19 protein-coding genes and 1 pseudogene are annotated in these 17956 nt (G+C 67.3%); 11 read left to right on the forward strand and 9 right to left on the reverse strand.

The features are described 5' to 3' along the window. Positions 1-6: 6 nt before the first annotated feature. From ACGI6K_RS17475 to ACGI6K_RS17485, 3 genes are all read right to left on the reverse strand, one after another. Positions 7-639: a pseudouridine synthase gene (locus ACGI6K_RS17475; protein WP_376945665.1), complete on the reverse strand. Its 633-nt coding sequence runs from the start codon at positions 637-639 to the stop codon at positions 7-9. 61 nt (positions 640-700) lie between these two features. Then, complete coding sequence (gene eutC / locus ACGI6K_RS17480) at positions 701-1513, reverse strand: ethanolamine ammonia-lyase subunit EutC (RefSeq protein ID WP_376945663.1); 813 nt, start codon at positions 1511-1513, stop codon at positions 701-703. Between the two features lie 164 nt (positions 1514-1677). Further along, positions 1678-3072, reverse strand: a complete 1395-nt coding sequence (locus ACGI6K_RS17485; RefSeq protein WP_376945661.1) for an ethanolamine ammonia-lyase subunit EutB — start codon at positions 3070-3072, stop codon at positions 1678-1680. 382 nt (positions 3073-3454) lie between these two features. Between ACGI6K_RS17485 and ACGI6K_RS17490 the strand changes: the two genes are divergently transcribed. The 6 genes from ACGI6K_RS17490 to ACGI6K_RS17515 all read left to right on the forward strand — a co-directional run bounded on the left by ACGI6K_RS17490 (position 3455) and on the right by ACGI6K_RS17515 (position 8676). Further along, entirely contained in the window at positions 3455-4294 is an 840-nt protein-coding gene (locus tag ACGI6K_RS17490) for an urease accessory protein UreD (protein WP_376945659.1), read from the forward strand. After that, positions 4295-4597, forward strand: a complete 303-nt coding sequence (gene ureA / locus ACGI6K_RS17495) for an urease subunit gamma (protein ID WP_376945657.1) — start codon at positions 4295-4297, stop codon at positions 4595-4597. 70 nt (positions 4598-4667) lie between these two features. Further along, positions 4668-4973 (forward strand): urease subunit beta, encoded by a 306-nt coding sequence (locus ACGI6K_RS17500; RefSeq protein WP_376945655.1) that lies wholly within the window; start codon positions 4668-4670, stop codon positions 4971-4973. Positions 4974-5089: 116 nt separating this feature from the next. Next, the gene (gene ureC / locus ACGI6K_RS17505) at positions 5090-6790 is read left to right on the forward strand and encodes an urease subunit alpha (RefSeq protein WP_376945653.1); all 1701 of its coding nucleotides are present in this window, start codon (positions 5090-5092) and stop codon (positions 6788-6790) included. Positions 6791-7080: 290 nt separating this feature from the next. Continuing rightward, positions 7081-8031, forward strand: coding sequence for a lysylphosphatidylglycerol synthase transmembrane domain-containing protein (locus ACGI6K_RS17510; protein WP_376945651.1), 951 nt, complete (start codon positions 7081-7083; stop codon positions 8029-8031). Positions 8032-8226: 195 nt separating this feature from the next. Beyond that, positions 8227-8676, forward strand: coding sequence for a tellurite resistance TerB family protein (locus tag ACGI6K_RS17515; RefSeq protein WP_376945743.1), 450 nt, complete (start codon positions 8227-8229; stop codon positions 8674-8676). Here ACGI6K_RS17515 and ACGI6K_RS17520 read toward each other — a convergent pair. Continuing rightward, the gene (locus tag ACGI6K_RS17520; RefSeq protein WP_394542977.1) at positions 8650-9570 is read right to left on the reverse strand and encodes a DMT family transporter; all 921 of its coding nucleotides are present in this window, start codon (positions 9568-9570) and stop codon (positions 8650-8652) included. The two genes, ACGI6K_RS17515 and ACGI6K_RS17520, sit on opposite strands and share 27 nt — an antisense overlap. Before the next feature lie 239 nt (positions 9571-9809). On the opposite strand from ACGI6K_RS17520, the gene ACGI6K_RS17525 reads away from it, so the two are divergent. Continuing rightward, on the forward strand, positions 9810-10532 hold the full coding sequence (locus tag ACGI6K_RS17525) for a TorF family putative porin (protein WP_376945649.1): 723 nt from the start codon (positions 9810-9812) through the stop codon (positions 10530-10532). A gap of 87 nt (positions 10533-10619) precedes the next feature. Here ACGI6K_RS17525 and ACGI6K_RS17530 read toward each other — a convergent pair whose 3' ends face one another. The 4 genes from ACGI6K_RS17530 to ACGI6K_RS17545 form a co-directional block, all read right to left on the reverse strand. Next, the gene (locus ACGI6K_RS17530) at positions 10620-11111 is read right to left on the reverse strand and encodes an RNA-guided endonuclease InsQ/TnpB family protein (RefSeq protein WP_377969286.1); all 492 of its coding nucleotides are present in this window, start codon (positions 11109-11111) and stop codon (positions 10620-10622) included. A gap of 106 nt (positions 11112-11217) precedes the next feature. Then, on the reverse strand, positions 11218-12774 hold the full coding sequence (locus ACGI6K_RS17535; protein ID WP_376944928.1) for an ArnT family glycosyltransferase: 1557 nt from the start codon (positions 12772-12774) through the stop codon (positions 11218-11220). Then, positions 12775-13047 carry a lipid-A-disaccharide synthase N-terminal domain-containing protein gene (locus ACGI6K_RS17540; RefSeq protein ID WP_376944926.1) on the reverse strand — a complete coding sequence of 91 codons (273 nt, stop codon included), beginning with the start codon at positions 13045-13047 and terminating at the stop codon, positions 12775-12777. It abuts the gene before it with no gap. 3 nt (positions 13048-13050) lie between these two features. After that, positions 13051-13791, reverse strand: a complete 741-nt coding sequence (locus ACGI6K_RS17545; protein WP_376944924.1) for a glycosyltransferase family 2 protein — start codon at positions 13789-13791, stop codon at positions 13051-13053. Positions 13792-14021: 230 nt separating this feature from the next. Here ACGI6K_RS17545 and ACGI6K_RS17550 point away from each other — a divergent pair. Continuing rightward, a pseudogene (locus ACGI6K_RS17550) lies at positions 14022-14552 on the forward strand (IS630 family transposase); the annotation flags it as partial. 94 nt (positions 14553-14646) lie between these two features. On the opposite strand, the gene ACGI6K_RS17555 reads toward ACGI6K_RS17550, so the two are convergent. Continuing rightward, entirely contained in the window at positions 14647-15702 is a 1056-nt protein-coding gene (locus ACGI6K_RS17555; protein WP_376944922.1) for an RNA-guided endonuclease InsQ/TnpB family protein, read from the reverse strand. A 287-nt stretch (positions 15703-15989) separates the two neighbouring features. Here ACGI6K_RS17555 and ureE point away from each other — a divergent pair, with 287 nt between their 5' ends. The 3 genes from ureE to ureG are packed head-to-tail and all read left to right on the forward strand — an operon-like array spanning position 15990 to position 17791. Next, positions 15990-16490 carry an urease accessory protein UreE gene (ureE, locus tag ACGI6K_RS17560; RefSeq protein WP_376944920.1) on the forward strand — a complete coding sequence of 167 codons (501 nt, stop codon included), beginning with the start codon at positions 15990-15992 and terminating at the stop codon, positions 16488-16490. After that, entirely contained in the window at positions 16487-17161 is a 675-nt protein-coding gene (locus tag ACGI6K_RS17565) for an urease accessory protein UreF (RefSeq protein WP_376944918.1), read from the forward strand. Before ureE ends, ACGI6K_RS17565 begins: the two co-directional genes overlap by 4 nt. Positions 17162-17176: 15 nt before the next feature. Then, entirely contained in the window at positions 17177-17791 is a 615-nt protein-coding gene (ureG, locus tag ACGI6K_RS17570; RefSeq protein ID WP_376944916.1) for an urease accessory protein UreG, read from the forward strand. The last annotated feature ends 165 nt before the right edge of the window (positions 17792-17956 follow it).

The raw sequence follows: 17956 nt of genomic DNA on the forward strand, positions 1-17956 counted from the left end.
CTCCCCTCACAACCGCGCCGGCGCCTCCCGCCACTCTCCCGGCGCCAGACCGTCCAGACTCCAGGGGCCGATGCGCACTCGCACCAGGCGCAGGGTCGGCAAGCCGACCGCGGCGGTCATGCGCCGCACCTGGCGATTACGCCCCTCGCGGATGGTCAGTTCCAGCCAGGCGGTCGGCACGCTCTTGCGAAAGCGCACCGGCGGGTCGCGTGGCCAGAGTTCGGGGGCATCGAGCCGGCGCACCTCGGCCGGGCGGGTCGGGCCGTCGTTGAGCGTCACCCCCTCGCGCAGGCGCTGCAGTTGCGCCTCGTCCGGCTCGCCCTCCACCTGCACCCAGTAAGTCTTGGCCAGCTTGTGCCGGGGATCGGCGATGCGCGCCTGCAGGCGGCCGTCGTCGGTCAGCAACAGGAGGCCCTCGCTGTCGCGGTCCAGGCGGCCGGCCGGATAGACGCCGGGGACCGGGATGAAGTCCTTGAGGGTCGCCCGCCCGTCGCCGCCGCGAAACTGGGTGAGTACGTCGAACGGCTTGTTGAACAGGATCAGCCGCGGCGCGGCCGGTAGCGCCTCGGGCAGTCCCGGACGGCGGGTTGGCGCCTGAGCGGCGGGCCGGCGGGGAGCGGGACGGGCTGGGCGGGCCATAGCGGGTTCACCGGTTCGAAGGGGCGCCCATGCTAGGGGCGCCACCGGCCTCCGGCAAGCCTCAGCCCTCGCCGAGCAGGAAGTTGCCCGGCCCCGAACCGGCGCCGTCCAGCCGCGCCACTTCGGCCTCGTCCTTCAGCTCCACCCCGGAGAGCTGGCGGCGGCAGGCCTCGCGCATCAGGTAGAGCAGCTTGTGGGCGGCCATGGCGTAGCTCAGGCCTTCCGGGCGCACGTTGGAAATGCAGTTGCGCGCGGCGTCGGTGAGGCCGACGCGCGGTGCGAAGGTGAAGTACAGGCCCAGGCTGTCCGGCGAGCTGAGACCGGGGCGCTCGCCGATGAGGATGACCGTCATCCGCGCGCCGAGCAGTTCGCCGATCTCGTCGGCCACCGCCACCCGGCCCTGTTCGACCAGAGTGACCGGCGCCAGCGACCAGCCCTCGCCCGGCAATCGCTCCAGCAGGCAGTCGAGCAGCGGCAGGGCGTGGCGCTGCACGGCCAGCGCCGACAGCCCGTCGGCGACGACGATGGCCAGATCCCGGCCGCCGCCGTGCTCGGCGTGCCAATCGCGCAGCCGCGTGGCGCACTCCGGCCGCAGCCGACGCCCCAGGTCGGGGCGCTGCAGGTAGGTGTCACGGTCCCGCGCGGCGCTGCGCAGCAGCAGGCCGTCGAGACCGCGCAGGCGCAGCCCGTCCTGCAGGGTGGCGGGCTCGAACGGCAGGTGCACGGCGTCGCGCGCCTGGGCGTGGGCGAACTGGAAGGCTAGATGCGCGACGGTCGGCAGGCTGGCGCCGGCACGGCCGAGGGCGATGCGTGCCGGGGTGAGGCGACGCAATTGCTGCCAGGGGTTTTCGGTGGTGGGGGATCTGTCGGACATGTCGACCTCGAAACGGGCTGGTTCTCTTCCTAAGATTCGCGGGTGGATGGCCACCCCGTGTAAAACCGCACAGCGTTTTCCACCACAGGCCTCTCGATGACCGGCTGGTGTGGAAAAGACCCGCGGTCGTTTTCCACCTACACATGACATGTACGCGCTGCGGCTCAGGACAAGCGCGCCAGCGCCGGGCGGAAGGCCGCCGGCAACTCGTCGCCGAGGACCAGCCGGCCGTCGTCCTGGCGCAGGATGCCCATCCGCGCGAGCCACTCCTCGAACTCCGGCGCGGCACGTAGGCCGAGGGTCTGCCGGGCGTAGAGGGCATCGTGGAAGGAAGTGCTCTGGTAGTTGAGCATCACGTCGTCGGAACCCGGCACGCCCATGATGAAGTTGACCCCGGCCACGCCGAGCAGGGTCAGCAGCATGTCCATGTCGTCCTGGTCGGCTTCGGCATGGTTGGTGTAGCAGATGTCGCAACCCATCGGCAGGCCGAGCAGCTTGCCGCAGAAATGGTCCTCGAGGCCGGCGCGGACGATCTGCTTGCCGTTGTAGAGGTATTCCGGGCCGATGAAGCCGACCACGGTGTTCACCAAAAGCGGCCGGAAGCGCCGCGCCACGCCGTAGGCGCGCGCCTCGCAGGTCTGCTGGTCGACGCCGTGGTGGGCGTTGGCCGACAGCGCGCTGCCCTGGCCGGTCTCGAAGTACATGAGGTTGTCGCCGAGGCTGCCGCGCTTCAGGCCGAGGCCGGCTTCGTAGCCCTCGCGCAGCACTGCGAGGTCGATGCCGAAGCTGGCGTTGGCCGCCTGGGTGCCGGCGATGGACTGGAACACCAGGTCGACCGGCAGGCCGCGCTCGATGGCGGCGATCGACGAGGTGACATGGGTGAGCACACAGGCCTGGGTGGGGATCTGGTAACGCTGGATCACCGCGTCGAGCATCTTCAAGAGTTCGCCGATTGCCTCCAGGCTATCGCTGGCCGGGTTGACGCCGATCACCGCGTCGCCGTTGCCGTAGAGCAGCCCGTCGAGGACGCTGGCGGCGATGCCCGCTGGATCGTCGGTGGGATGGTTGGGCTGCAGGCGGGTGGAGAGCCGTCCGCGCAGCCCGAGGCTGTTGCGAAAGCGCGTCTGCACGCGGATCTTCTGCGCCACCAGCACCAGGTCCTGGACGCGCATCAGCTTGGATACCGCGGCGGCCATCTCCGGGGTCAGCCCCGGCGCCAGGGCGGCCAGCGTCGCCTCGTCGGCTTCGGGGCCGAGCAGCCAGTCGCGCAGGCCGCCGACGGTGAGATGGGCGACCGGGGCGAAGGCGGCGGCGTCGTGGCTGTCGAGGATCAGCCGGGTGACCTCGTCCGCCTCGTAGGGGACCACCGCCTCGTTGAGAAAGTGCCCGAGCGGCACCTCGGCCAGTGCCATCTGCGCCGCTACCCGCTCGGCGTCGCTCTGTGCCGCCACCCCGGCTAGATAATCGCCGGAGCGTGCCGGACTGGCCTTGGCCAGCAGTTCGCGAAGACTGTCGAAGCGCCAGGTCTGGCCGCCGACGGCATGGGCAAAACCGCTCATGGGAACCCCCTCCCGGAAAAAGTCGTGTGCGAAAACCTTAAGGCCTGTCGACATTTGGGCGTGAACCGCGTTGCCGCGTCAAATGCCGCCAGGCCGGGCCGCGTTCGGCAAGGCGCGGGTCGCCGGCCATGATCATTGCCTTGCCAAGACCCGCCAACGCCGCATGGCGGCCTTTGCCGCGCAGCCTGGGCGGCCCCACCCGCAGGGACGCGGCCTACGCCCAAACGTCGACAGACCCTACAGCACCCCTCGCCCCGACGGGACGCCTTGGCGCTATTGAAGCAGACCCGTCGCGACCGGCCTATCCGCGACGAGCGGAGCAGCCTAGAGTGGCCCTCGGCGCCACGCTACACTGGCCGCTCCTCGACCACGGCAGATCCCGATGAACGCGCCCTCGGCCTTTGTCCCGTTCAGCCCCGTCTGGCACGCCGAGCTAGACCTCGCCTACGCCCGCGCCGGCGATGCCACGCGCCCGGTACGGCGCCGCCATGCGGGGCCGCTGCGGGTGCAGAAACATCTCTACCCGGAAGGGCCGCGGGTTTGCCAGCACATCCTCGTGCATCCGCCGGGAGGCATCGCCGGCGGCGACCGCCTGGAGATCGCTGCCGAGGTCGGCAACGGCGCCTGGGCGCAACTGACCAGCCCCGGCGCGGCCAAGTGGTACCGCGCCGCCGCGCCGGCCACGCAGCGGCTGCGGCTGCGCGTGGCGGCCGGCGCCACCCTGGAATGGCTGCCCCAGGAAACCATCGTCTACTCCGCCGCCCAGGCCGAGCTGGCCACGCGGATCGAATTGGAGGGCGACGCCCGGCTGTTCCACTGGGACATCGTCGCCCTCGGCCGCCCGGCCAGCGGCGAGCGTTTCGCCGCCGGCCGCTACCGCGCCGCCCTGGACATCCGCCGCGACGGCCGCCTGCTCTGGCACGAGTGCCAACGCCTGGACGGCGGCGACGGCCTGCTCGACTCGCCGGTCGGCCTGGACGGCGCGCCGGTATTCGCCACCCTGCTGGCCAGCGGCGAGATCGACGCCGAACTGCTGGCGCGCTGTCGCGAACTGCCCGGACGGGTGCGCGGCGACCTCACCCAACTGCCGGATCTGCTGGTCGGCCGCTGTCTGGCCGACCAGGCACTGGACGCCCGCGCCTGGCTGATCGATTTATGGCGCCTGCTGCGCCCCGCCCTGCTCGGCCGCGACGCCCTTCCCCCTCGAATCTGGAGCACCTGAATGGATCTGACCCCTCGCGAGAAAGACAAGCTGCTGATCTTCACCGCCGGCCTGCTGGCCGAGCGGCGCCTGGCCCGCGGCCTCAAGCTCAACCACCCGGAAGCCGTGGCCTACATCTCCGCCGCCCTGCTCGAGGGCGCCCGCGACGGCCACACGGTGGCCGAGCTGATGCACGTCGGCACCACCCTGCTCAGCCGCGACCAGGTGATGGAGGGCGTGCCGGAAATGATTCCGGAGATCCAGATCGAAGCAACCTTCCCCGACGGCACCAAGCTGGTGACCGTGCACCAACCGATCGCCTGACAATTCCCACTCCCTGCGCGCGAGAGGCGAACGCCACCTCCCGCCCGCATACCGATACAGGAGTTTCCACATGATCCCCGGCGAATACCAGATCCAAGACGGCGAGATCGAACTCAACGCCGGCCGCCGCACCCTGACCCTGAACGTGGCCAACAGCGGCGACCGGCCGATCCAGGTCGGCTCGCACTACCATTTCTTCGAGACCAACGACGCCCTCGTCTTCGACCGCGCCCCGACCCGTGGCATGCGCTTGAACATCCCGGCCGGCACCGCCGTGCGCTTCGAGCCGGGGCAGAGCCGCGAGGTCGAGCTGGTCGAGCTGGCCGGCCTGCGCCGCGTCTACGGCTTCGCCGGGCAGGTGATGGGCGAACTGTAGCCGTCCCTCCCCATACCCTTGCGTAGGGTGGAAAACGCCGCAGGCTTTTCCACCGCTCACGGAAAACGCGGTGGACAAGCAGAGCGTTGTCCACCCTACAGACAGGAAAGAACGCCATGAAAATCAGTAGACAAGCCTACGCCGACATGTTCGGCCCCACGCTCGGCGACCGGGTGCGCCTGGCCGACACCGAGCTGTGGATCGAGGTGGAGCAGGACTTCACCGTCTACGGCGAGGAAGTGAAGTTCGGCGGCGGCAAGGTGATCCGCGACGGCATGGGCCAGGGCCAATTGGAAAGCGCCGCGGTGGTCGACACCCTGATCACCAACGCGCTGATCCTCGACCACTGGGGCATCGTCAAGGCCGACGTCGGCCTCAAGGACGGGCGCATCGCCGCCATCGGCAAAGCCGGCAACCCGGACATCCAGCCGGGGGTGACCATCGCCGTCGGCGCCGCCACCGAGGTGATCGCCGGCGAGGGCATGATCCTCACAGCCGGCGGCATCGACAGCCACATCCACTTCATCTGCCCGCAGCAGATCGAAGAGGCGCTGATGAGCGGCATCACCACCATGATCGGCGGCGGCACGGGACCGGCCACCGGCACCAACGCCACCACCGTCACGCCCGGTCCCTGGCACATCGCGCGCATGCTGCAGGCCGCCGACGCCTTCCCGATGAACCTGGGCTTCACCGGCAAGGGCAACGCCAGCCTGCCTGGCCCTCTAGCCGAGCAGATCGAGGCCGGCGCCATCGGCCTCAAGCTGCACGAGGACTGGGGCACCACCCCGGCGGCCATCGACAACTGCCTGTCCGTGGCCGACCGTTACGACGTGCAGGTGGCGATCCACACCGACACCCTCAACGAGTCCGGCTTCGTCGAGACCAGCCTGGCCGCCTTCAAGAACCGCACCATCCACACCTACCACACCGAGGGTGCCGGCGGCGGCCACGCGCCGGACATCATCAAGGCCTGCGGCCTGCCCAACGTGCTGCCCAGCTCAACCAACCCGACCCGGCCGTTTACCCGCAACACCATCGACGAACACCTGGACATGCTGATGGTCTGCCACCACCTCGACCCGAGCATCGCCGAAGACGTGGCCTTCGCGGAAAGCCGCATCCGCCGCGAGACCATCGCCGCCGAGGACATCCTCCACGACCTCGGCGCCTTCAGCATGATCTCCTCGGACAGCCAGGCCATGGGCCGGGTCGGCGAAGTGATCATCCGCACCTGGCAGACCGCCGACAAGATGAAGAAGCAACGCGGCGCCCTGCCCGAGGATGCGCCGGGCAACGACAACTTCCGGGTCAAGCGCTACGTCGCCAAGTACACCATCAACCCAGCGATCACCCACGGCATCAGCCACGAAGTCGGCTCGGTAGAGGTCGGCAAGTGGGCCGACCTGGTACTCTGGCGGCCGGCCTTCTTCGGCGTGAAACCCTCGCTGATCCTCAAGGGCGGCGCCATCGCCGCGAGCCTGATGGGCGACGCCAACGCCTCCATTCCTACCCCGCAGCCGGTGCACTACCGGCCGATGTTCGCCAGCTTCGCCGGCTCGCGCCACGCCACCAGCATCACCTTCGTCAGCCAGGCGGCGCTGGCCGCCGGGGTGCCGGAACGACTCGGGTTGCACAAGCGCATCGGCGTTGTCAAGGGCTGCCGGAACGTGCAGAAGAAAGACCTGATCCACAACGGCGCCACCCCGACCATCGAGGTCGATGCGCAGACCTACCAGGTCAAGGCCGACGGCCAGTTGCTCTGGTGCGAACCGGCCGAGGTGTTGCCGCTGGCACAGCGTTATTTCCTCTTTTGACCCCTCCGCCTCCGTCGACCGGCGCTGATGTCCTACCGAGATCATCGCCGGCGGCGACAATCGCCTTGCCAGACACGTCCTGGGCGCCTGGCGGCGACTCGCACGATGTCTCCAGTCAGAAGACAAAGCCGGGGTCGCACGATATCGGGCGCAGGTCAGAACGAGCGAATGGGTTGAGCCCGACGGTCGGCTTCAGGATACTGCGCGGCGCCATGCGTTAAGCTGGCCACGAAATGACCACCCGAAGCGTCGTACAGGACGGCCGTCGAGAGCAATAAGGAGCCAACCCTTTGAAAAAACGAAGCGATCTCATCTGGACGCTGATCGGTCTCGTGGCGGTAGTGCTGTCCTGCCTCTTGCTTTACCGCGAACTGCGCAACATCTCCCTGGATGACATCGCCGAAAGCCTGCGGGCGATTTCCGTCAGCAGTTGGCTGATGGCCATGCTGGCCACCTGCGGCGCCTATTGGGCGCTGGCCTGGTACGACCGCATCGCCGTCGCCCACCTGGGCAAGTGCATCTCCTGGCGCTTCATCACCCTCTGCTCCTTCACCACCTATGCCCTGGCACACAATATCGGCGCCTCGGTGTTCTCCGGCGCCATGGTGCGCTACCGCGCCTACCGCACCAAGGGCCTGTCGCCCCACGAGATCGGCATCCTCATCGTCTTCTGTTCCCTCACCTTCGTCCTCGGCGCCCTGCTGATCAGCGGCTGCGTGCTGGTGCTGCAACCCTCGCTGATCCAGCGCGTGGCCGACCTTCCCACGCAGTTCTCGGTGACGATCGGCTGTACCTTCCTGGCGCTGGTGGCCCTCTACGTGCTCGGCTCGTGGCTCCAGCTCAAGCCCTGGACCCTGGGCAAGCTGCACATCGAGTACCCGAGCCTGCCGATCGTCGGCCGCCAGTTGCTCGCCGGGCCGCTGGAACTGCTCTGCGCCGCGGCGATCATCTATTTCTCCCTGCCGGCGGAAAACAATCCCGGCTACCTGGTGGTGCTCGGTGTGTTCCTCGCCTCCTTCTCCCTGGCCTTGCTATCGCATGCCCCGGGCGGCCTCGGCGTGCTCGAGGTGACTTTCCTGGCCACCCTGCCGGAACTCGATCCGGCGGACGTGCTGGCCGCGCTGGTCGTCTTCCGCGGCTTCTACCTGCTGCTGCCCTTCGCCCTGTCGCTGCTGGTGGTGCTGGGCTTCGAGTGGAAACAGTGGCAGATCCGCCGCAACGCCGTCGGCGACAACAACTGAAGTGGGCGCGGCAGCGGAACGCCCCTCTTGAAACCGGAAAATCCGGATACATATCCATTCCCGTGCCGGATGCTAGGCTCCACGCTGCCTGCAGGGCTATGCTTCGCACAGGGTCCGGACGGGACACTGGCCAAACTGCGGAGGATCGACCATAGTCGGCCCCGCCCTCGGCAACACTTGATCAGGAGTAATCCAATGCTCGATTGGCTGAAAAGCAACACGGCTGCTGCACGCGAGAAACTCACTACAGAAGTGGCCAAGTTCCGCAACCGTGAATTCATGGAAGCCGTGGTCGCCGGCTGCGCGCTGGTAGCGGCGGCCGACGGCAGCATCAGCAGCAGCGAAAAGCAGAAGATGATCGGCTTCATCCAGAACTCGAACGAACTCAAGGTGTTCGATCTCCAGGAGGTCATCAAGGCCTTCACCGACATCTGCCTCAAGTTCGAATTCGACGCCGAGATCGGCCGCGCCGAGGCGCTGCGCACGGTTTGCAAGCTGCGCGGCAAGGAAGATGCCGCCCGCCTGCTGGTGCGCGTCTGCTGCGCGATCGGCAACTCCGACGGCAACTTCGACGAAGGCGAGCGCGCGGTCTGCCACAGCATCTGCACCGAACTCGGCCTAGCCCCGGCCGACTTCGGCCTCTGAGCCCCTCCCCTGGCGGTCGGCGGCCGGCGGCAGCGCCGCCCGCCGCTGCACCCAGACCGACAGCACCCCGCTGGCGATGACGATGGCGATGCCCAGCAGGGCGATGCTGTCCGGCACGTGGTCGAAGGCAACGGCGCCGACCAGTACGGCGAAGACGATCTGCGAATAGGTGAAAGGCGCCAGGGTCGCGGCACTGGCGTAGCGGTACGCATGACTCAGCAGCAAGTGCCCGGCCATGGCCACGCCGCCCATCCCGGCCAGCAGCAGGCCGTCGTGCGAATCGGGCATCTCCCAGTAGAAAGGCACCAATACGCTCATCAGCAAGGCGCCCACCAAGCTGGAGAGAAAGTTGCAGGTGACCGGATCGTCGCTCTTGCTGAGACGCCGGGTGAGCAGCATGAAGGTCGCCAGGCAGAACGCTGCTCCCAGCGGCAGCAGGGCCGCCGGGGTGAATAGCGCGCCGCCCGGCCGCACGATGACCAACACACCGAGCAGGCCAAGGACCACCGCGCCCCACTGTCCGCGGCTGACCCGTTCGCGCAGCAGCGTCGCCGATAGCCCGGTGATGAACAGCGGCGCGAGGAACAGCACCGCGGTCGCCTCGCCGATCGGGATGTGGCGCAGGGACGAGACGAACAGCAGGCTGACCGCGACCAGGCACAGCCCGCGGATCAGTTGCAGCACGGGATGGCCGGTGCGGACGATCGACAGCCCCCGGCGCGGGCCGAACAACAGCAGCATCACTAAGTTCTGCGATAGGTAGCGCGCCCAGACCACCAGGATCAGCGAGTGGCTCAGGGCCAGGTATTTGGCGATGCCGTCATGGCTGGCCAGCACCAGCCCGGCGGCGAGAATCAGCAGTATCCCGTGGAACGGATGGGAGGCGGTATTCAAGGACGAATCCTCGGCAGGAAACGGACGGGAGAGGAAGAAACGAAAGCAGCCTAAGCGTTAGGCTCGATAAGCATCAAGCGCAAAAGCCTTCGTATGCCATTGCAGCGAACGCAGCGAACCGCTGGCTTTTTGACACGACTGGGCCTAACTACCAGCGCAAAGCTATCCTATGGCTTTTCGCGGGGTATCGGTTCGAGGTGGGAGCGCTTGGCTGCCCGACCGGAGACAGGGAGAACGCGATGATCGGCAGGAACAAACCGCTGCTGGCGCTATTCGCCGGCATGGCCGTGACGGCACAGGCCCAGGTGCTCGAACGCGAACTGGGCGACTTCGAACTGAAGCTGGGCTCGACGCCGAGCCGCAGCATGGCTCAGGGGCTGGTACAGCAGGAACAGGCCGGCATCTTTTACGGCGGCCTGGACCTAACCCACCCGAGCGGCTGGTACCTGGGCAACTGGTCGCCCAGCGCCGGCGTGCTCAGCTCCAATCAGATGGAACTGAACTCCTACCTGGGTTACAAGCGTCCCTCCGACGATACCCTAGGCTATGAGTTCGGCTTGATCCGCTATACCTTCCCGCGCCTGCAGGAACAGGACCGGCACGAGCTGTATGCCGGCATCAGCCTCGAGAACAGTCGCCTGGGCACCGCCTGGAGCCTGGCCTCGGAGCGTACCGACGGTACCCTGCTGCTCGACCTGGACCTGCTGCACCCGCTGAACCTGGACATGAGCGTGAAATACGCCAACCACGCCCTCGACCGGCCGGTGTACCTGTCCGACGGCGCCAGCGTGCGGCGCTTCAACGACTGGTCGCTGAACCTGTCGCGTCCCTGGGCCAGCCTGCGGGTCGGCGTCACCTACAGCGGCTCGGACCTGCGCGGCACCGGCTGCAGCGCCTATTCGGGCCAGAACGCCCGCTGCGACGACTCGCTGACGCTGAAGTTGGAACATCCGCTGTTCTGACTCCCCGTCCCCGCCGAAGACGGCCGCAGCGGGTGGCGTCGAAGCGATACGGCCCGATTGAACACGAAACTTGACATCTTCTCCGCCCTAAAGGATGGGAATTCCCACCACTGGACGGCCATGCCCGGCCGCGAGAATGTTCCTGGCCGCGTTCACATCACGGTCGTGAGCGACACCGCACTCACAGCAGATCCATTCCCTTATTCGCAGTCCGTCGACGCCCTGTGGGCCGCTGAGCGAGCCACAGGACGAACAGGTGCGGGTGGTGTACGCCTCGCCGACCACCTTGAAGACGATGCCTGCGTGAGCGCACTTGTATTCCAGCATCGTCTTCAACTGGCCCCAACCGGCATCGAGCACCGACTTGGCCATCCGGGTCTTCACGAGTTTCGTGGGCGATACATCGCCCACGTGAATTTCGCCGTACCGGTTCACCCGTTGCCGGCTGAATTTGTGCAGGGCGTCCTTGCGGCGGTTGGCGATCCTGGCGTGAATGGCCCTGGCGCGGACCTTCTTGCCGGCGCGCTGGGCAATGGCCAGCTTCGCTTCCAGGTCGCGGTAGAAGCGGCCGTTCTCCAGATGTGGTCATGGCGAAGCACATCGATCTGCCCATGTGGGCGCGCGATATGGGGATATTACCCGACAGGGAGGAGCTGCAGCGGTGATATCCCGCACGCCATGCCAGCTAGCGGCCGGCGGCGAGCGCCGCCCCGGCCGTCTGCCAGGCGAAACGGTAGACGCGCGCCGGCGGATCGCTGCGGCAGGCGCCGTTGTCCGCCTCGGCGCCGACCAGCAGCCAAGTCGCCCGGGAGGTGCCGCCGAGCCGGTGCGCCCGCTCCGGCCGGAAGCAGCGGGCCAGGTCGCGGGCCGGCACCAGGGCGAAGGCTTGCGGATGGCCGCGCAGCCATGCGGCGGCCTGCTCGACCGTGGCCGGTGCGCGGAAGCCGAAATGCACGATGGGCTGGCGGGCGAATAGCCAGTGGCCTTCGCGCCATTCGGTCAGCACCAGTTCCGCGCCGCCGGTCAGTTCGGCCGCCTGGCGCATGATGCCTTCATGGGGGTTGGCTCCCGTCCTGGCCGGCTCGATGAAGCCACGGGCGAACCAGGCGACGAACCAGAACAGACTCAGGCCGAGGAGCAGCCGGCGCCGGCGTGGCCGACCGGCAATCCAGCGGTGCAGCAACCAGGGCAGCAGCGGCGCGGCCGCCAAGGCCAGCGCCGGCAGGGCCGGGTAGATGTAGAGCTTGCGCTTGCCGCTGCTCAGGCAGAAGAACAGCAGCACCAGGGCCACCCAACCGAGCAGCACCAGCAGGCGCCCATCGCGCCTGGCGAGCCGGCGCCGCCAGGCCGGGACCAGCCAGGGCAGGGCGAGGACCGGCGGCAGCCAGTACTTGGGAATCACCTCGACGAAGAAGTACCAGAACGGTTCCCGGTGAGCCCAGGCGTTGGCGTAGCGTTCGGCCGTCTGGCGCAGCAGGATCTCCCGGACGTAGGCTAGGCTGTCGGCATCGCCGTGCAGGGCGACGCCGACCAGCAGGGGCAGTAGCCAGACACCGATGGCCGCCAGGGCGACCGGCAGGCCGAGCAGCCAGGCGCGCATCTGCCCCGGCATCGGCACCACCCCCGACCAGCCTCGGCGCACGGCATAGGAGTACGGCAGCAGCATCAGCACCGGGAGGAAGCCGACCCCCTTGCTGATGACACCCAGACCCATGGCCATGCAGGCCAGGTAATACCAGCTCCAGGCCGGGCCGAGCAGCAGGTGGCGGAGCAGGCCGTAGAGCGCGAGGACGATCCACAGGCAGAGAAAGCCGTCGATCTGGCCCGCCCGCAGGATGCTGAAGGTCTGGTAGGTGGCGAGAAACAGCAGCGCGGCGCAGAGCCCGGCGCGGCGGTTCCACAGGCGGCTGCCCAAGTCGTGGAGGCAGGCCGTCGCCACCAGGCCGGCGAGCAGGGCCGGCAGGAACAGGGCGAGTTTGGGGCTGCCGGTCAGGCGGATGAACAGCGCGACCGCCCACATGAACAGCGGCGGCTTGTCCGAATAGATCTCCCCGGCCCGGTGGGGAATGAACCAGGAGCCATCCTGCAGCATTTCCAGGGACACGCCGAGAAAACGCTCCTCGTCGACGTTGAGCGGCTGACGCAGGCCCAGGCCGGCACCGAGCAGCAGCAGCGCCAGGAGCAGCAGGCCGCCCAGTTCGGCGCGTTGCGAGGCGGCTGCCGATAGCTTGCAACCGGTCATTCAGTCCCTCCGCTCACGCTGTCGGGCGATCAACTGCAGGTTGCGCAGGTAGACAATGAAGCCGAACGACTGGCCGAGGATGAACACCGGGTCCTGGCGATAGAGCGCGTAGGCCAGCAGCAGCGCGCTGCCGACCAGGCTCAGGTACCAGAAGCCCACCGGGATCAGGCTGCGCTTCTGGTATTCGCTGTACAGCCACTGCAGGAGGAAACGGCCGGTGAAGACCATTTGGCCGGCGAAGCCGATCGCCAACCAAAGCGTCTGTTTTTCCATGCCTCAGCCTCCGATTTCCTGCACCGGCACGTCCAGGCGCGTGCGCCGGATCAGCCACCAGACGCCGAACAGGTCGAGGATGCCGACCAGCGCGCGGTCGAGGTTGCCGTACTTGGAGACGCCGGCCCGGCGCGGGCGGTGGTGGACGGGATGGACCTGCATTCGGCCGCCGTGGCGGCGGATCAGCGCGGGGATGAAGCGATGCATGTGGTCGAAGTAGGGCAGGCGTAGGAAAGCTTCCCGTTCGATGAGCTTCAGGCCGCAGCCGGTATCTGGCATGCCGTCCTGCAGAATGCGGCTGCGCAGATCGTTGGCGAAGCGCGAGGCCCAGCGCTTGGCGAGCCTGTCCTGGCGTTCGACCCGGTGCCCGGCCACCAGCTTGAGGCCGTCGGCCCGCCCCTCGCTGCCGCGCACCAGGGCGAGCATGCCGGGGATGTCCGCCGGATCGTTTTGGCCGTCGCCGTCCAGGGTGGCCAGCCAGTGGCCGCGGGCGGCGAGCGCCGCACGGTGCACGGCCGTGCTCTGCCCGAGCGAGCGGGCATGGCGGAGAATGCGCAGCTCGGCGAAGCCGGCGCTTTTCAGCGCTTGCAACTCGGCGCTGCTGCCGTCGCGGCTGCCGTCGTCCACCACGATGATTTCGTAGGCCTCGCCGACGAGCGCCCGGCGAATCTCTTCCAGCAGCGGAGTCAGATTGCCGGCTTCGTCCCTGGCCGGAATCAGGATGGATACGTAAGGGTCTTCCATATCGTGCTCTTTTTCCTGTCCATGGAAATGGAGTTTCGCCAAGGGCGGTCGCGGCCGTGGCGAAACCCCGGCAGGCGGTATGTCCGCCGTGAAAGCTTAGGAGCTGTTGACATTTCGAGCCAGAGGCGTCGATGAATAGCAAACCCGCGGAATTCGGGGCCTAGCCAGATAACCCCGTGAGTTTGCAATGCCTCGATTGATGCTCAGCGATACAGCGCTAGTCGAAGCGCGAGTACCCGAAGATCGAGCGGCGTGCCCAGGCCGAGGGCGGCGAGATTCACTGGGGTGATGAAACTGGCTTGCGCAGCGATAGCCACGCGAGGCGTAGCTACGCCCCGGCAAGGCGAACGCCAGTCCGCAAGGTCAGTGGGAGCCGCTTTGCCTCGAACATGATTTCGACCAACCGGGGCAAGCTGCGCTTCATGCTGTATCGGGAAACCCTGACGGCGACCGTGCCGATCCGCTTCCTGGGGCGGCTGATCCGGGACACCCAAGGGCGCAAGGTCTTCCTGATCCTGGACAACCTGCGCGAGCATCACAGCAAGAAAGTGAAAGCCTGGCTGGACGAGCGTCGAGAGCGGATCGAAGTGTTCTTTCTGCCGGCCTACGCTCCGGAACTCGACCCGGACGAGTACCTGAATGGCGACCTCAAGCAGCAAGTGCGCAGCGGGCCAAGCGTGAGAAGCCGGGAGGTTCTGGAAGGACGTGTTCGTTCGGTCATGCGCCGCCTGCAATCGAAGCCCGAGCGCATTCGCTGGTAGTTCAGGCATCGCAAAATCGCCTATGCCGCATGATTTGAGGTATTGGATTGCCGGATTAATAGCATCAAGCACGCCTTTTGACATCCTCCCCGCCCTAAAGGACGGGGATTCCCACTACTGGACGGCCATGCCCGGCCGCGAGAATGTTCCTGGCCGCGTTCACGTCGCGGTCGTGAGCGACACCGCACTCACAGCAAGTCCATTCCCTTATTCGCAATCCGTTGACGCCCTGTGGGCCGCTGAGCGAGCCACAGGACGAACAGCTGCGGGTGGTGTACGCCTCGCCGACCACCTTGAAGACGATGCCTGCGTGAGCGCACTTGTATTCCAGCAGCGTCTTCAACTGGCCCCAGCCGGCATCCAGTACCGACTTGGCCATCCGGGTCTTCACGAGTTTCGTGGGTGACACATCCCCCACGTGGATTTCGCCGTACTGGTTCACCAGTTGCCGGCTGAACTTGTGCAAGGCGTCCTTGCGGCGGTTGGCGATCCTGGCGTGAATGGCCCTGATGCGAGCCTTCTTGCCGGCGCGCTGGGCAATGGCCAGCTTCGCTTCCAGGCCGCGGTAGAAGCAGCCGTTCTCCATTTTCGTGCCATCGCTGCAGGTGGCAACATCCTTGAGCCCCAGGTCGACGCCGACCGCCCCCTGGCCGAGCGACGGCTGCACATCGACCTCGACGACAACGTTGAAGTACCAGCGGCCCCGCGCATCTTCGCTGAAGCTGCCCGAGCGGAACCTGTACCGGCTCAGGCCGTAGCTGTCCCACACCTTGAAGCAGTGGCCGTTGTGGCAGACCTGCCCGTTCTTCCATCGAGCGGCGCCTGATTTGAAGGGAATCCAGCCCAGCGAGCGACGGACACCCCCTGACTTGCGCCAGTTGAGGCGAGCCTTCCTGAACTGCTTGCGGCGCGTGGCGTACTCCCGCGACACCTCTTGCAGCGTCTGGGAATGGAGCCCCAGCGCTTTGCCGGAGCCCTGGGTGTAGCGGTCCATGTCGTAGGCGGACAGAAACAGACCGCGCTCCCGAATGGCTCGGGAGCTGAGTTCGTTCAGATAGTTCCAGACGAAGTTCACGCCGCGGGCCATCTGCCGAAGCAGCGGAGCATGCCTGTCTCGAACGCGAACTTTGAAGGTCTTGGTCTGCTTCATGCCGGCATTTTACTCCATGAAGGGACGGCTACGCCGTCCGCGCTATTCATCCCCGCACTAGAAGTACGGGGCTTTCCGCGCATTTCGGTAAAAGCGCATGAAAACCTCATGCAGGGTGGTCCCCTGCCCGCCCGAGGCTCCCCGCCGAAGATAGCGGAGGAGAAAGACGCCATCCGCCGTGGTCGTCCGCCCCACGGATCGGCCCCGGACGCAGAACGCTCCGGTGGAAAAGCGCACCACTTGGCTCTACAGTCGCTCGATGACCGACCTGCGACGGAAATCCGCCCATGCTGATGATTCGCCAGCGCACCACGGCACGCCCCGAGTGGGACGCCGAACTGGAACTGAGCTTCGAGGCGCGCAGCAAGAGCCGCCTGCGCTGCTTCACCACGACCGGCGAGGACGTCGGCCTGTTCCTTGAACGCGGCCAGCCGCCGCTGGCCGACGGCGATTTCCTGCTGGCCGACGACGGCCGCCTGGTGCGCGTACGCGCCCGTCCCGAGAGGCTGCTGCACGTCGCCTGCGCCAGCGCCTTCGAACTGACCCGCGCCGCCTACCACCTGGGCAACCGCCATGTCGCCCTGCAGATCGGCGACGGCTGGTTGCGCCTGCTCGACGACTATGTGCTGGAGGACATGCTGCGCCAGCTCGGCGCCCGGGTCGAAACCGTCGAAGCGCCCTTCCAGCCCGAGCACGGCGCTTACGGCGGCGGCCACCACCACTCCCACGGCGGCGAGGCCGAATTCAGCTACGCACCGAAACTGCACCAGTTCGGCGTGCGCAAATGAACGCGACCTGGGCGCTGCTGCGCCTCGCCAGCCCGCAGTTGCCGATCGGCGGCTATAGCTATTCCCAGGGCCTGGAGCTGGCCGTAGAAAAGGGCCTGGTGCACGATGAGGCCAGCGCCCGGCGCTGGCTGGAAGACCAGTTGCTGCTCAATCTCGCCCGCTTCGAGGCGCCGCTGCTGCTGGCTCAGTGCAGGGCAGCCGCGGACGGCGACTGGACGGCGCTGGAAGCGCTCGCCGAACGCCACCGCGCCAGCCGCGAAACCCGCGAGTTGCATCTGGAAAGCCGGCAGATGGGCTTTTCCCTGCGCCAGTTGTTGGAGGACCTGCCGGAACTGGACGAGCCCTCCCGAGCCGTTTTCGCGCGGCTCGTCGAGCCGGGCCTGGCGCCGGCCTGGGCGCTGGCGGCGCGCGCCTGGAGCATCGCCCCCGAGGACGCCCTCGCCGCCTGGCTGTGGAGCTGGCTGGAGAACCAGTTGGCGGTGCTGATGAAGAGCTTGCCGCTCGGCCAGCAAGCCGCTCAGCGTCTGACTTCGGCCCTGCTCCCCACGCTCGGGCAGGCGCAGCGCACGGCCTGCGCGCACGCGCCCGACGACTGGGGCACCGTAGCCTTCGGCCTGAGTCTGGCGAGCATGGCCCACGAGCGGCAGTACAGCCGCCTTTTCCGTTCCTGACAGGAGAGAACCAGCATGAACAGCCAACCCCTGCGCGTCGGCATCGGCGGCCCGGTCGGCTCCGGCAAGACCGCCCTGACCCTGGCGCTATGCCGGGCCCTGCGCGGGCGCTACGAACTCGCCGTGGTTACCAACGACATCTACACCCAGGAGGACGCCGAGTTCCTGGTGCGTAACGAGGCGCTGGCACCGGAACGGATCATCGGCGTGGAAACCGGCGGCTGCCCGCACACGGCGATCCGCGAGGATGCCTCGATCAACCTGGAGGCGGTCGAGCGGCTCAACCGGCGCTTCCCCGGCCTCGACCTGATCCTCGTGGAGTCCGGCGGCGACAACCTCTCCGCCACCTTCAGCCCGGAACTCTCGGACCTAACCCTGTACGTGATCGACGTTTCCGCCGGCGACAAGCTGCCGCGCAAGGGCGGTCCGGGAATCTGCAAGTCGGACTTGCTGGTGATCAACAAGATCGACCTGGCGCCCCTGGTCGGCGCCTCGCTGGAGGTGATGGAGCGCGATGCACGCAAGATGCGTGGCGAGCGACCGTTCGTGTTCAGCAACCAGAAGACCGGCCAGGGCCTCGAGACGATCGTCGCCTTCATCGAGAGGCAGGGCATGCTCGGCGTGGCCTGAGCGGTTTTTTGCCCCGTGCGTGCGTAGGGTGGGCAACGGCGAAGCCTTGCCCGCCAGCTCCGGCAGGGTGGATGGCCACCCCATGGAAAACCGCATGGCGTTTTCCACCACAAGCGCCTCCATGGCCGGCAGGTGGAAAAGACCTGAGGTCGTTTCCACCCTACG

Source organism: Azorhizophilus paspali, from assembly GCF_043587585.2.
Lineage (GTDB): Bacteria > Pseudomonadota > Gammaproteobacteria > Pseudomonadales > Pseudomonadaceae > Azotobacter > Azotobacter paspali.